Raw genomic sequence first — 14096 nt, forward strand, 5'->3', positions numbered from 1 at the left:
TTCACACGGAGCGGGGCTTGCGGCCGAAGTTGAAATCGAAAACTTTACTCTCCCCGCCCGGTGATGCCTGGCGTTATTCGACTGAGTCGTAAATTGCTTCTCGGTAATTTGCCTGCTCCACAACGTCATCGTCAGCACTGCTTCGATATAGCCATTGCGGTATCGCTCGCAGACAGAAATCCCCACACCCACGCTCGATTCAAGGCCCGACGGAAGACGCGACTGCGTTCGACGCGATTCAATCGCCTGCCATCGGCCTCTTCTGGTCTGAACGTGGCGAATAACCACGCGGTGCACCGGAGCCGGCAGGCAACCGGAAACGCTGGTCGAAAACCAACCCGGCCGGCCCGGTGACCTCTATCGTTATCGGTACTACACGTTGGAGTTGTGACGTCGATCTGTGTTGCGTCGATCGTGAATCAAAACTCGCGTCTCAATCCCGTTGTTGGCTGTCAAATCCGACGCCGGCACTTTGACCGCACGACTCCCTGCGCAACCGAACATTGCTCATGACGATATCGGGACCGCATCGGATTACTGCTGCGGGACCGCGTTGGATTTACTTGCTGGGCGACACAGAGCCCGATATGCTGACCTCGAAGTCACGCGTACTTACTTACCCGTCCAATGCTCGTCCCGGACGACCGATAACCATCGCGTGCACACGGAGCGGCGGTGGATAGTTTGCACAAGTGGTTGCCTGGTTTCCGCCGCCCGGTGACGCTGAACGTTATGCATCATGAGACACATCTATGGCCAAGAAGATTCCTCAAAAGTCGTGCTTCGTTGTAACGCCGATAGGTGCAGCCGACTCTACAACGCGACGTGCAGCTCAAGGGCTTCTTGATACTGTAATTAAACCGGTATTGTCTGACTTAGACTTCAACGTCTTCGTTGCACACGAAATTGCATCCCCTGGCTCGATCACGAAACAGGTAATCGAGCACCTGCTAGTCGATGAAATGGTCGTGGCGAATCTGACCGGACTCAATCCCAACGTGATGTACGAACTTGCTGTACGACATGCCAAAAGGCTTCCGGTGGTGTCTCTGGCCGAAGAGGGAACTACTTTGCCATTCGACATTTCAGACGAACGCACGGTTTTTTACCGCAACGATATGCTTGGGGTTCAATCAGTTACTTCACAATTACGAGATGCGGTTGAAGCGGCATTAGGCGACGAGCTGCCGGACAATCCGATCTACCGCGCTGCGCAGTCTTTGCTCATTCAACAATCGCCCGACACCTTGGACAAAGACAAATATATTGCGGCGCGTATGGATTCGATCGAAGCGGCAATTCAAAGCCTTGCGAATAAACAAACGAGACCGACAGAGGTCAGCCGAGACCCAGTGGCCCGTCGTTATGAACTGACCGGCTCAAAGGCCAAGGTGCAAGAGTTCATAGGTTTCTTGGCTAAGTTCGGTGAAGTAGAGACTCTATCGCAGTCAGGAAACAGCGTTGAAATACGGCTGACGTACGCTGATGGCAAACCGAGGCCAATTTCTTTCTTCGCGAAAAAGAGAGGGGTCGACGTCTCAACCATCCGTGACTGATGCATAACAATGCCGTGCACACGGAGCACGGCTTGCGCGGTTTTACAAATGGAAAGTCGTCTCCCCGTGCCCGGTGACGGCTGACGTTCCCCGACTGAAATCTATGGCCGCATTGAACGTCTCGCTTTCCAGTGCGATGCGAACCGGATCGCTCGGTCCATTCGCCGTTGGGACATCACGACACGTGATAGGCCGCACGCTGGGCAATGTTACCAAAGCGACTCTAGTCGACCGAAGAAACGCTAGCTGCATCTGGTTTTTCGGCACAACAGAATTCCACTTTGCGAATGACATTCTGACGTTGATTCACTGCGACAGCGACGATTTGTTCGACGGGGGACCGTCAATAAAAATTGATCCATGGAAGCTTCGTTTGCACATGCCACTCGCAGAACTCAAATCTATTCTCATTGGCAACGATATTGGGTACACTGAATGCGAAGATCCGCACGCGGTGGACTGCACGGTGCGACTCAGTTCCGGATTCACGCTTGGATTCGTCTTGGACGACAGCGTCGGGCTTGGGCCAACCGGGTTACGGTCATGGTCGATCCAGAGCTGCGGGGAACAATCCGATGCACGGGAGCGGCGAAGTCACGGTTTTTAAAAATAGAACATCTCTCGTCGCCGCCCCGTGATCGGTGGCGTTATCCGACTAAAATTCGCTGACCTCGAATCCGTCACGTAACCTGCACTCGATGACAAGACCGAACGCCGTATTCGCCTTCGACACTATCGAAATGGCATTCGAATATGCAAACTTCGATGATCGCTCGAACGATGCTTACCTCGACCGTCACACAGGACGCTCACTTTACTTTTCGATGCTTGGTGACTCTGATGACGAACCGGACGATTTTGACGACACCACGCGCTACATAGCTATACCGGACACTCGCGATTTTGGACTTGGCGCTCAAGCTGCGATTCAATTTGCATCCGATACTGCACCGGCGTTGCTTAATGATGTTCGTGACGCATTTGGTGGACGCGGTGGTTTTCGACGCTTCAAGGACTTGCTTGACCGAAACGGCTTGCTCGAATCTTGGTACGAGTATCAGGCTGAACACGAACGGGCCGCCATCCTAAAATGGTGCACTGACCACGACATTCGATACACGATGGACACATCAAGCGGCGGATAACCATCGGATGCACACGGAGCGACGGTGGTTCGGTTTTTCGTTTTACAAGAACGCGGTTTCCCGTCGCCCGGTGATCCGCAACGTTATCCGACTGAAATCGCTACGCGCATGAAGCTTCAGAGCCTTCGACGATTTTCAATCCGCACAATGATTGCAACGGTTGTGGTGTTCGCAATCATCTTCTCGATTCTTGCATTCAAACACCGTGCCCTACATAAGCATTGCACGGCAATTGCGGAATTGCAGCGTTTAGGAGCACGTGTAACCATGACGACGCCTGAAAGCCGCAACATCGACTCGATGGATGACTCGATCGGCGATTGGCGGCACCGATTGTTTGCCGATCCTGCTGTTTACGTCCCACTGGTTGGTTTCCAAAATCCAAATTTGACCGACGACGACGTTCGTGCGATGATTCCCCACTTGAATGCATTGATCCCGCTTCACGGGCAAAACATCGCTGGTGAGTCGTTCATTGCACTTGATATCAATAACTCTCCGATCATGACGCGCGCACTTCGCAACGAACTTGAACCACTGCTGCCCGGTCTTCGGTTCATGGGTGATCCGACCGCGAAACCGGGGCCGAGCGCGTATCATCCCGGCTACTAAACACGACGTGTGAATTCACAATGGCGGATAACCAAGCCATTCACACGGAGCACGGCTTGCGCGATTTCACAAATGGATACATCACCCTCCGTGCCCGGTGATGGCAACCGTTATCCGACTTAGACATGACCAAGCCCATCTTTCGCAACTACGACGACATTGGGCCTTCCGAGCTTGCATCGTTTCCGGTGTGGGTTTACTGTCATCTAACCGACTACGACGAACCGTGGTACGAAGACGTTGACGACGAAGCATACCGTGCCTGGACGGACACTTCGCCCATCGGCAAGGATACTGTGGCGATCGTCGCCGCATCCTTTCGTACAAACACTGGGACCCAGCTTCAGGGCTTTATCGAAACGTGGGGCGACTCTTCCGGGAACTCCGTTCTGGATCTCAAGCCGACCATCTTCGACGCTGATGGCCAACGGATCTCATTCTGGCACGGTGCAACTTATCAATTCGGAACGGATCACTTGGATTACTCTATCGCACGCTTTGAAAGTCTTCTGGGTGGGCCAATGTCTGATCATTTCCCCGTTCATGTAGATGTGAAACCGAATGTGATCGGTGATGCACTGGCCGACAAGTTTCCCGGTTTCGCTTCCTTTACCGGTCCTGGGAAAACTACCGTGATCAACGGCGGATAACCATGGTGTGCACACGGAGCGGGGCTTGCGGCCGAATTTGAAATGGACAACTTTACTCTCCCCGCCCGGTGACGCCGGACGTTCTGCCATCAGACGAATCACGGAATGACAACATCTGAACCAACTCCAGAGATGGTCGCGTTTTACGAGCGTCGAACCGCGGAGCACATCGATCGCGTCCGTCGATGCTTGGCTGTGATGGCATCCGTAACCGAATACGCCGACGAACTGAATGATCGTGCACGGGTTCATGACGCGTCCAAATACGGACCCGAAGAACGGATACCTTATATCTGGCTTACTGAGTTCCATCGGTGCCGCCGCTCTAGCGAACCGTTCGCATACCCTGACGGAATGGAAGAACGCGTCCGTTCGGCAATCGATCACCATATGACGACGAATCGCCATCATCCTGACTTCCACAGTGACCCGAACGACATGACGGATGTCGACCTGATTGAAATGGTCTGCGATTGGACGGCAATGTCGCAGGAATTCGAGCAAGACGGAGGCAGCGCTCGTGGTTGGGCGGACAGGACAATCGGTAACCGTTTACACCTGAACGAATCCAAACGTCGATTCGTTTTTGAGATGATCGAACTACTGGACTACAACCTCAACTCGGATGCGTAGTAGAGACAGAACAATCCAATGCACCCGAGCGGCGAAGTCGGGCGTTTCGAAAATGGCCAATCTCTCGTCGCCGCCGGGTGATTGGTGACGTTATCACAATAAGACACTCCGTGCTGACGAGCGATCAAATCCATACTGAAGCAAAGTCCGAATCGCATGGCCCTAAATCGTCACGCCTGCCATTCGTACTTGCGCTCGGTTCGCTGGCCGGGCTTCTGACTCTCGTTGCATGCACCTGGTGCTACGCTTGGTCTACCGGTCAAATTCCATCCTTGGACGCAACGCTCTCCACCGGCGGACCGTGGAACCACAACTCAATCATGACCAGCTTCGTTGATTACATCTGTCTCGCTGGTACTTTGTCCGGATTTCTCGGGGTAACCTGCGCGATTGTCACTCGCACCACCATACACCGTGTGTTTGCGATTACTTCGTTTGTGGTCTCACTCGTTACCGTTGGGTATCATGTCATTCTCATCGACTGACTTTACACTTGGTTCCGACAAATGTGCGATAACCATGCGATGATACGGAGCGGCGGTGGTCGCCGTTTTCGCAGTGGAAAGTCTCTCGCCGCCGCCCGCATATCGCTAACGTTACCCGAATGAGAGATTGCGTTGACCTCCTTCTTTGACAACTTCAAAGCTGATGGCTGGGATGATCGCATCGCCTGGGAGACGAAAGCACCCCTGTTTGTCGATGCTCAGCTGATCTACGAATTTGACTCGCTACGAGGAGTTGTGACTAAGAACCCTAGGTCGCGCCGCGTTAATCGCGTCGAAGTTTACGCACACAACCAGATGGAGAACGGGTACCAACGACATCAGGAACTCGCTTGGAAATACCTAACCTCACGAGTGAACTCAATTGAGCGGGCCGTAACGAACAAACTCTGGCCGACTTGCCACGAGAACTTCAACAGTTTCTTGCAGTACATGTCAGATGCGAACACGACCTGGGAATCGATACGCAATCGAGAGAACTGGGATGACATATCGGTGCTGCAGAAACAGATAGCACTGACTGATATTTCGCTCTTCGATACTGAACTCGACGGGCATGGGCTTTTCACGCTCGACTTCGCGGTTGGTTGGGACGAAGAGCACGGCGTCAGCGTACTGATGTGCCGCAACAAAGTAATTGCGACCAGTAGTTGCGCTGACTTTACGTGTCGCGGAGACTCGCTCCTCGGTCACGCGAAATGCATCCAAGACTATAGCTACACTGAAGGCGATTTGCGTCTTTGAACTCACAGCAGCGGGTAACCATGCCGTGCACCGGAGCGGCGTCAGCGCGTTTTCTGATGGTTCGTTTTACTCTCGCCGCCCGGTGACGGCGGACGTTACCCGACTGAAGCGGCCAATGTACCAACTGCTCTTCGTTTCGCTGGCAATCCTCGCCATTTTCTCGTCCGGCTGCAAGGACGACGGATCGCTGATTGATGTTCTACCCGCTGTAAACGTAACTACCGCAGCGCAGGATCAGGGAATGGCGGTCCACGATGAACATCTCGCACAACGCCATATTCACGCCGGTCACGCTGAATACGAGAAATCGAACTTGGACCGAGCAATAGAACTGTTCGATAAGGGTGCCGGCAATGACCCGACACGATGGGACGCATTCTATCTAAGCGGAAAACTGCGCCTTGATGTTGGGGACGTACTCGGCGCGCTAGAACATCTCTCAACCGCTCACGACCTTGCGCCTGACGACTACGACATAATGATCGAACTGGGAAACGCCTACAACGACAACGGCGACTATCAAAACGCCGAGACAACTTGGCTGAATGCTATCGCAATGTATCCGGATCGTGATTTGGCATACAATAACCTCGGCATCATGCAGTACGAACTGCGAAAGCATGCTGATGCCGCTGCAACTTTTTCATCTGGCATCGAACGTTGCTCGTCCTTACTGCTCTTCAAAGGCCGCGCACTTTCGTGCATGGAGATTGGGAAATTTAACCAAGCAATCCAAGACTTGGGCCACCTTATGGAAAGCATGCCCGACACGGCAGTGTTCTATTGGTATCGTGGACGATGTCACCTCGCCTTAGGGCAACAGGATCTTGCTTTTTCCGATGCCAAGCGTGCGTGCGAGATTGATCCTGATGATTCTGATTACACTGCGTTTTTGCAATCCTGCAGCGCATCACAAGAAGGCGGGTAACCATGCCGTGAACCGAAGCGGCGAAGTCGGGCGGTTTTCAAATTGAGAATCTTTCGTCGCCGCTCGGTTACGGCGGTCGTTCGTCCAACTGAGTGGCAATCGTGATTGATGCGTAAACTCGCCCTTGTACTTTGTGTCTTTCTGATGCCCGCTCTGGGCTACGCCCTGTGGTCAAATTGGAATTCGTACCAGGAACGCTTGTCCCCCGACCAAAACCTGCGTGCGATCGGAATGGCGTTACACAATTACCACGCCGCGTACGGAACTTTCCCTCCGCCAAATCTCGATGGCCATAGTTGGCGAATCCGCTGCAATCCGTTCATGATTTCCTCGCCTCTCTTCATGCACTACGACTTCAATGCAACCTGGGATTCGGTCGACAATCGGACGATTCACTCTCGTCCTCTGCGTACTGGCAAGGGGCCAGACCCTGACGCACACGTGATTTGCGGTGTTCCCTACGCATTCCACGTCAACGAACAGATGGACGACGAGACTGCGTTCCTCATGCTAGTTGGCAACGATGCTTTTGGTGCAGCACAGGGTCGCAGCATCACTCATATCTCCGACTCGCTGGAATGCACAATTGCCGTTGCCGAAACGTCACGGCGTGACATTCACTGGCTGCAGCCTCTAGACTTTGACGGCAGTGAATTGGAACCAACCGTCAGCGATGGCAACAATTCAATATCTAGCGATGATCCACGCGGTCCGTTGGTGCTTTTTGCGGACGGTGCCGTTTATCGATTGAATCCAACGATTGATGCCGGTACGCTCAAAGCATTAATTACGATCAACGGTGACGAAGATGTTTCTCGTGATGAATTGCTCGCTTCGGGGATGCTATCCGAACCGTAACGCGAAGAATGGACGAACCATGCGATGCAACGGAGCCGGGCTTGCAAGGTTTCACGAATGGAAAATCAGCTCTCCCGGCCCGCTGATCGCCACCGTTCTGCCACAGAATTTGCACCCCAATGAAGCTATCACCAATCCTCGCTTATGTAGCCGTGGCGATTGCGAGCATCTCGTACGGACAAGACCAACCGCCCGAAGCTCCGGTCACGTTAGACGAATTGAATCGCAGGAATGTCGTTGGCAACTTGGGGTTGCCACTCGGGACGGCGGTGGAAATCGAAGCTGAGGTTGTGTCCGGGCGCAGTCTGAGGCGGAAAGGATATGACTCGCTGTACCTGCTAAAGGTACTGAATGTCGATGGCGAGGATTTGAATGCGTCGCCACTCATGCGATTCTCCTCGCCCGGATTTGCTGGCGTCGATTTGGCGAATCATACTTTTGCACTCTATGAATTGAAGCATGGCACAAAGGCAAAAAGCCTCAACTCAGCCCAGATTGCGGAACTTGAGAAAGGGTATGTTGGAAGACAGGTGCGACTTGTCGTTTACGAAGTCGGGCGCTTCCATGGCATCCCGGATCAGTTACCAAAAGATGTACCAGTATGGGCCGACTTTGGGTTTCACTTCTCAACTTCTTTGACCGTGTTGAACGAACGCGGTATCGAATCCAAAACTGGCAGAACAAAGCGGTGAACCGGAGCCGCCGATCACGCGTTTTCTTAAATCATAGTTTCCTGGCGGCGGCCCGGTTACCGCCGACGTTCTGCGAATGATGCTAGCCGAAAAACGGAGAATTAAGCTTTGAAAGAATTTGGCATCGGATTGCTCTACCTCGAAGGACTCCCACCGGAGTACTTCGATGACTTTCGCGACTCAATCGACTTTGATGCGATCGACTTTCGCGAGGAGCAACGCGAGAACGAACCGTATGCTGCACTTGAATGGATGATTCCAACCGTTGTCGCGCTGTACGTGGGCAAGAAGTTCGCGGATGCATTACTCAAGAAGGCGACCGATGATTTTGCGGACACGGTTTACCCAAAGCTTAAGAACGGCGTCGCCGAGCTCGCCAAGAAACTCCTCGTCACTGATCGCACGCGTTTCGGCGTGGTATCAAGTGGCGAGAAGAAGGTCACAAACGCTGCATCTACAATCTTCTCTGTAACTGCCCAAACGACTGGGCGTCACCGAGCAAAATTCGTTTTTCACGACGACAGCTTGTCCGAGCTGGAGTACGAGATCGCGGTCGATCAGATTTTTGCTACACTCGAGGCTCACTACCGTGAAGCCGACAACGATTTACTTTCCGATACATCGCCTGAATACTTGCGTGGCGGTTCCCTCTACCTGATATTCGACAAACAATCGCAGGCTTGGGATTTGGTTGATCCAATTGCAGAGCGACTCAGACAACAGGCCGCACGCAATCAAAAGAACGCAGAACAATGACATGCACGGGAGGACGGCTTGCGGCGTTTTTTGCAATGGACAGTCAAATCTCCGTCCCCCGTGATGTCTGACGTTATCCGACTGGGATTGACGTATCTATTACATGAGTCTGAATATGTCTAACGCATACTCTCCACCAAGACCGCAATCGATTGCGGTCGCTCCTAGTCCGGTCGCAGGCTATAGTTGCCGAGCGATTGCTATCGTTCTCGGCACTGCATTCGCAGTCCTGGCTATAGCGACACTTGTTGACGTCGTCTTGATTGCATTGCAGCGTGAGGACGCTGGCAATCCGTTTGTAGTGCTGGTCGGAAATGGCATTGGACTTTTTTTGACCGCGGCTTTGACGATGCTCGCTTGGCGGTGGGGAAATCACTTTCTTCATCCTTTGACGCATAGTTTTCTAGCCGTCAATCGGCGAAGGGCTAGGGCTGTTCTGAAGCGTCACGCCAACTGCTTAGGAGACGACCCCGTGACACATGAAAATTACTACGCAAATTCTCCGCTCAGCGAACTATTGCTTATCTACGGTCTGATGGACCGCGAAGATCACCCGGATCGGCTAGCGGAGTTGCTTGCTATGCTTAGGTACCATACGAGCTACGAAGAAACTAATTGCGGATAACGATTGCGATGAACCGGAGGCAGTGTGCTCTCCGCTACGGCGGGTTGCCTTCGGCATTGTACCCGCCTCCGCTACGACCACACTGCCCCGGTTATCGCTGGTGTTACCCGACCTAAGAATGACGAATCCCTACTCGCCGCCGAATTCTCGACTTGATGAGCATCGAGAGGTGTCGCGCTACGGGATGGTGTCGCTTGGGCTGTGTGTTTTTGGTGCTCTCCTGACACTGCCGGAATTGTGGTCGAATGCGTTTCATCCACTCGACAATCCGATCGGCAACGTAATGGGCATCGCGATCATCGTCACGACGGGACTTGCCGCATACGCCGAATGGTGTTCCCGGAACACGCATCGTTCGACTCGCAGTGTATGCACTGTGGGTTCTTGCCGTTGTGGCTTCGGTTGTCATTGTTCGCTTTGTCACCTCGTTCGTGCCGATCCTGACACAGTCGTGGGCGGTCGAGAATCCAGGCGTTATCATGGGGGTTGTTTTCTCGCTTTCCTCGTTCCTGTACATTGGGCTCTTGTGCCGGCGACGGGTGATTTCTCGGCTTGCGGCAAATCGCGGGTAACTAAGCGATGAACGCGGAGTGGCCGGTAGCGCGTTTACAAATGGAAGATCAACCGCGGCCACCCGGTTATCGCAATCGTTATCCGGCTCGAATACTTGACTGTTTGATCCATGCTGAAGCAATTTATTGTGTACTCCGTTCTCGCAAACGGATTACTGCATGGGATCGCTTGCCTTGTGTGGTTCCGTTTTCCGCAGGTCAATGCAGGCAGTTACGGAACCGTTCTTTTCTGCACCGCATTTGGCTTCGCCTTGATTTCGCTTGCGTTCTTCGGAGGGCCAACTGCATACGAGAGGCCGGAGCCTCATGCCGATCGACCGAACTCCGCTGCTGACTTTGACCACGCCGATCGACAGTGGGCGATATTGCTCGGCGGATTCATCGCCTTCGTCGCCGCTTCTAATGCCGTGCTTGGACTGTGGCTTGCTGGCGTATTTGCGTAACCACATTCCTCGTTTCGTTCACCGCCTGTTTTATTGCGATCTGCTACAATCTGGCGTACTCACCGTGACGCTGAGGCAGCGTCTGTACATCCCGTCCGGCGGATAACGATTGCATGCACCGGAGCAGGTGTGTCTCCGTTCCGGCGGTTGGCTTCGCCATTTTACCACCTCCACTACGCCACCCCTGCCCGGTGATGCTGGGCGTTCTGCTATGAAAAAACCCCCGGTGCAACAATGACTCGGCTACTCGCGTTATTCGCCGTGTTGATTGCGACGATGTCGCACGCCGACGAACCGACTGAGACCGCCACCATCGAGCTTAAACTTGGTGTCGCCCAAACACTCGTTTTTCGGCGGGTCTCACCTCGGTCACACAAAATCGACTATCCCGATTTCTACATTCTTGAAACCGAGGTGACAAATGCGCAGTTTAAGGCGTATTTGGATGCAGCGAACAAAACAAAGGATGATACCGAAATACTCCGAATCATCGCGGAGCGAAAGAAGCGGCGTGTATTTTCCACCGGAGACATTCCGTACTCGATCGAAGACGCTTCAACAATCTGGCGAGATGGAAAGTTCCCGGCTGGACTGGACGACCATCCCGTTGCCCTTGTCACGCTGTCAGACGCCACTGCGTTTGCCGATTGGACCGACACGTCGCATCCCAACGCGGGTCTGATCCGACTGCCAACGTGGAACGAATGGATGATCGCCGCATACGGTAAGACGCGACACTATCCCTGGGGCAACGAATGGAAACCGGACCGTGCGCATACGTCGCACGGCATCAAATACGATTTCGCTGCTCGAATGCGAAATGATCCTGACGAGCGTCCAAAACGAACAGAGCCTGTCAAGGCGCGACCGAACGGCCGCTCGCCGGAAGGCATCTTTGGGCTTATCGGCAATGTGTCGGAATACATACTCAACGATGATCCGACTAACAATGCGTACTTTAATCTGGGGTCACGTTCTATGGGAGGCGGGTTCACTGATGGTCGCGTTTTCCTAGATGATGATAATGATCGACTCGCGCCCAGGACGGACTATTGGGGCTACAGCCATCACGCAACGCCACGCGAAGATGATCTTGGATTCAGGCTTGTGATTGACCCGTCGAACAACGATAGACTTCGCACGCGTCCGCGAATCTTCAAGCAGAACAATCGTGCGTGGATGGTTGGCAACTCTGATCTAGATTTGACCCCGCCGCCAAAAGCAGAACAATGACATGCACCGAAGGACGCGAGCCGAGCGGTTTGGCAATGGTGAATCTTTCGCGCGTCCTCGGTGATGTCTGCCGTTACGCCTCAAGATCAACCTTAATGTCATAGCCACATGAAGACACCGGAAAGCATCACGATCACTCCAACGAGTTACCAGGAAATCGTCGCGCTATTGACGTCTCACGAACTGGCGGCTGTTGAATGTCCGATTGCCGAGCAGTGCCGACTGAGGGTCATTCGAGATCTGGCGTCAACGACGACAAGTCACTTGCAAGCCGAGGTCAGCGTGTCAGGAATGACTGTCGCTGAGATCACGCAGTACTTGACACTTCACCGAAGCCAATTGGTCGCTTTCGGCATCCGATTCCTTGGCGACAACGATGCAACCAGGGAGGAGCAGGAATACCCTGACGGCGAAGAGCAAGACGCCGATGGTGAATCGGAGACAATGGGGTTGGGAGTCGGATTTGGCGTCAAATATGCCATCTATCACAACTTCCTCTCCAATCGCCCCGCTGCGAACTTTCGAGCGTTCCTCAAGAATCGCCGAATCCCAAAGCACACCAAGTTTGCCAAGGAACTTGAACGTGTCTTTACCGAGGTCGGAAGCATGAACACAGAAGAGGCGTAACCATGCGGTGAACGGGAGCCGCCGATGACGCGGGTTCTGGAAATCATAGTTTTTTGGCGGCGGCCCCGTTACCGCTGTCGTTCCCCGACTGAAATGCGATGATCGTGAATCCATACGATCCACCCACTACCGAATCATCGCCCGACAGAATTGAAGGTACTCCGAAATGGAGAACGAACCTTCGGTCGCTCTTGATTCCGACGTTCGTTGGCGCTGTCATCGGTTCAATCGCGTTGGCCCCACTCACACGCGGACCGGGAGACCCAACGGGGCATGGGATCGCCTTCGGACTCGGTGGAATCGTCTCACTTTTCGCTGCAATCATTTTTCGCGCAGCTGCGCGGTCGATTGGAGCGGTTACTGGCACTGCATCGCCGAATGCGATGGAGGGTGATTCCCCGCGACAAACATGACGTTTCGGATTCACTCCAGATACGCAGTGCCGCGAACATTCTGCATTCTTGTGGCCGTATTTGCCGTGCTCAGTTGCGCTCGATATGATTGGTTAATGTCGATTGTGTTGGTTGACATTCTCTCCGCTTCCGAGCGGGGAACCATCGCGTGCACCCGAGTACGCGAGCTGGGCGGTTTTGAAATGGAAAATCTTTCGCGCGTACCGGGTGACGCGTGCCGTTCGCCGACTGAAATTCGATGCTCGATCCCGACCGCTGATATCCGCCGTCGGTCTGCCGACTGCGATTGGTGCGCGGCCTCCAGGCTGGGATTGGCCATACTCGATCCAATTCCCGAACGAGCCCGACGGCCGGTAACTCACACTCGATCCCAGGCTGTTGATTGTCCAACGCCTGACACTGTGCTGCTATAATTCAACGCCTGGAGTCAATGTTGCCAATACGGTGCGTGGTCTCCAGCCCGAATCGGCGAACAATGCGGTGCACCGGAGTAGGTGTGCTCTCCGCTACGGCGGTTGGCTTCGCCATTTTACCGCCTCCGCTACGATCACCCCTACCCGGTGACCGCTAGCGTTCTGCTACTGAGGCTCAAACCCATTGGGCGTCGCAAAAGTCATCCAGCTACTTTGGGCGCTGTTTTTCGTACTCGTGATTGGATTGCGGGCATTCGCTTCCGGGAGCGCCGCTGGTGTGTTCTTAGGCGTGGTCTCCGTCGCATATCTGGCTGCTTCGGTCGCCTGTTTGGCGAACTCTCGCATTGGATGGATCGTTGCACTAGTGATTCCAATTCTGCCGTTGATGCGCTGGACTCCGATGGTCGTCGTCAACTTTTGGATGTTTTTTACGGGTCATGAGCTCTACCAAGATTCTCCCGCAACCATTTTTATTGTTGCGATGAATGCGTTCATGTTCGTGCTGCCCGGCCTGCTCATCTATCTCTGCCTTGCGTTTGATCGAAAACGGTTGTTTCCGGTGCTATGGCCGACCGCTACAATGGAACTTAACGATCGCTCATCGGGCGCGGCCACCCCCGTCGTCGATTCCACGAATCCGTACTCCCCACCCCGATCCTAGTGCCGTGTGAGGTGCAGAACCATGCGATGCAA

Annotated in this window: 16 protein-coding genes; 15 read left to right on the forward strand and 1 reads right to left on the reverse strand. The window is 53.7% G+C overall.

All coding sequences use genetic code 11. The annotated features are described in order from the left end of the window. The first annotated feature begins 752 nt into the window (after nt 1-752). The 12 genes from ACR3ZL_RS07635 (at nt 753) to ACR3ZL_RS07690 (ending at nt 9702) form a co-directional block, all read left to right on the forward strand. Entirely contained in the window at nt 753-1556 is an 804-nt protein-coding gene (locus tag ACR3ZL_RS07635) for a hypothetical protein (protein WP_473648476.1), read from the forward strand. A 103-nt stretch (nt 1557-1659) separates the two neighbouring features. Beyond that, the gene (locus ACR3ZL_RS07640) at nt 1660-2163 is read left to right on the forward strand and encodes a hypothetical protein (protein ID WP_486173342.1); all 504 of its coding nucleotides are present in this window, start codon (nt 1660-1662) and stop codon (nt 2161-2163) included. 91 nt (nt 2164-2254) lie between these two features. Continuing rightward, on the forward strand, nt 2255-2701 hold the full coding sequence (locus ACR3ZL_RS07645; RefSeq protein WP_473648475.1) for a UPF0158 family protein: 447 nt from the start codon (nt 2255-2257) through the stop codon (nt 2699-2701). 267 nt (nt 2702-2968) lie between these two features. Further along, nucleotides 2969-3313, forward strand: a complete 345-nt coding sequence (locus ACR3ZL_RS07650; protein ID WP_473648474.1) for a hypothetical protein — start codon at nt 2969-2971, stop codon at nt 3311-3313. Nucleotides 3314-3438: 125 nt separating this feature from the next. Then, complete coding sequence (locus ACR3ZL_RS07655) at nt 3439-3963, forward strand: hypothetical protein (protein WP_473648473.1); 525 nt, start codon at nt 3439-3441, stop codon at nt 3961-3963. A gap of 105 nt (nt 3964-4068) precedes the next feature. Next, on the forward strand, nt 4069-4596 hold the full coding sequence (locus ACR3ZL_RS07660) for a DUF5662 family protein (RefSeq protein WP_486173343.1): 528 nt from the start codon (nt 4069-4071) through the stop codon (nt 4594-4596). A gap of 617 nt (nt 4597-5213) precedes the next feature. Further along, the gene (locus ACR3ZL_RS07665; RefSeq protein WP_486173344.1) at nt 5214-5843 is read left to right on the forward strand and encodes a DUF6985 domain-containing protein; all 630 of its coding nucleotides are present in this window, start codon (nt 5214-5216) and stop codon (nt 5841-5843) included. Between the two features lie 115 nt (nt 5844-5958). Then, entirely contained in the window at nt 5959-6771 is an 813-nt protein-coding gene (locus ACR3ZL_RS07670) for a tetratricopeptide repeat protein (RefSeq protein WP_473648470.1), read from the forward strand. 108 nt (nt 6772-6879) lie between these two features. Beyond that, nucleotides 6880-7629, forward strand: a complete 750-nt coding sequence (locus tag ACR3ZL_RS07675; protein WP_473648469.1) for a DUF1559 family PulG-like putative transporter — start codon at nt 6880-6882, stop codon at nt 7627-7629. A gap of 119 nt (nt 7630-7748) precedes the next feature. Next, the gene (locus tag ACR3ZL_RS07680; RefSeq protein WP_473648468.1) at nt 7749-8321 is read left to right on the forward strand and encodes a hypothetical protein; all 573 of its coding nucleotides are present in this window, start codon (nt 7749-7751) and stop codon (nt 8319-8321) included. Between the two features lie 108 nt (nt 8322-8429). After that, a complete protein-coding gene (locus ACR3ZL_RS07685; RefSeq protein WP_473648467.1) occupies nt 8430-9077 on the forward strand; it encodes a hypothetical protein in 648 nt (215 codons plus the stop codon). 115 nt (nt 9078-9192) lie between these two features. Beyond that, complete coding sequence (locus ACR3ZL_RS07690; protein WP_473648466.1) at nt 9193-9702, forward strand: hypothetical protein; 510 nt, start codon at nt 9193-9195, stop codon at nt 9700-9702. 724 nt (nt 9703-10426) lie between these two features. Here ACR3ZL_RS07690 and ACR3ZL_RS07695 read toward each other — a convergent pair. After that, nucleotides 10427-10723 carry a hypothetical protein gene (locus ACR3ZL_RS07695; protein WP_473648465.1) on the reverse strand — a complete coding sequence of 99 codons (297 nt, stop codon included), beginning with the start codon at nt 10721-10723 and terminating at the stop codon, nt 10427-10429. 228 nt (nt 10724-10951) lie between these two features. On the opposite strand from ACR3ZL_RS07695, the gene ACR3ZL_RS07700 reads away from it, so the two are divergent. The 3 genes from ACR3ZL_RS07700 to ACR3ZL_RS07710 all read left to right on the forward strand — a co-directional run bounded on the left by ACR3ZL_RS07700 (nt 10952) and on the right by ACR3ZL_RS07710 (nt 14064). Further along, complete coding sequence (locus tag ACR3ZL_RS07700; RefSeq protein WP_473648464.1) at nt 10952-11950, forward strand: formylglycine-generating enzyme family protein; 999 nt, start codon at nt 10952-10954, stop codon at nt 11948-11950. A gap of 108 nt (nt 11951-12058) precedes the next feature. Next, nucleotides 12059-12577 (forward strand): hypothetical protein, encoded by a 519-nt coding sequence (locus tag ACR3ZL_RS07705; RefSeq protein ID WP_473648463.1) that lies wholly within the window; start codon nt 12059-12061, stop codon nt 12575-12577. 1010 nt (nt 12578-13587) lie between these two features. Continuing rightward, nucleotides 13588-14064: a hypothetical protein gene (locus ACR3ZL_RS07710; RefSeq protein ID WP_473648462.1), complete on the forward strand. Its 477-nt coding sequence runs from the start codon at nt 13588-13590 to the stop codon at nt 14062-14064. Nucleotides 14065-14096: the final 32 nt, after the last annotated feature.

The sequence above is a fragment of the Rhodopirellula sp. J20-39 genome (genome assembly GCF_057365095.1).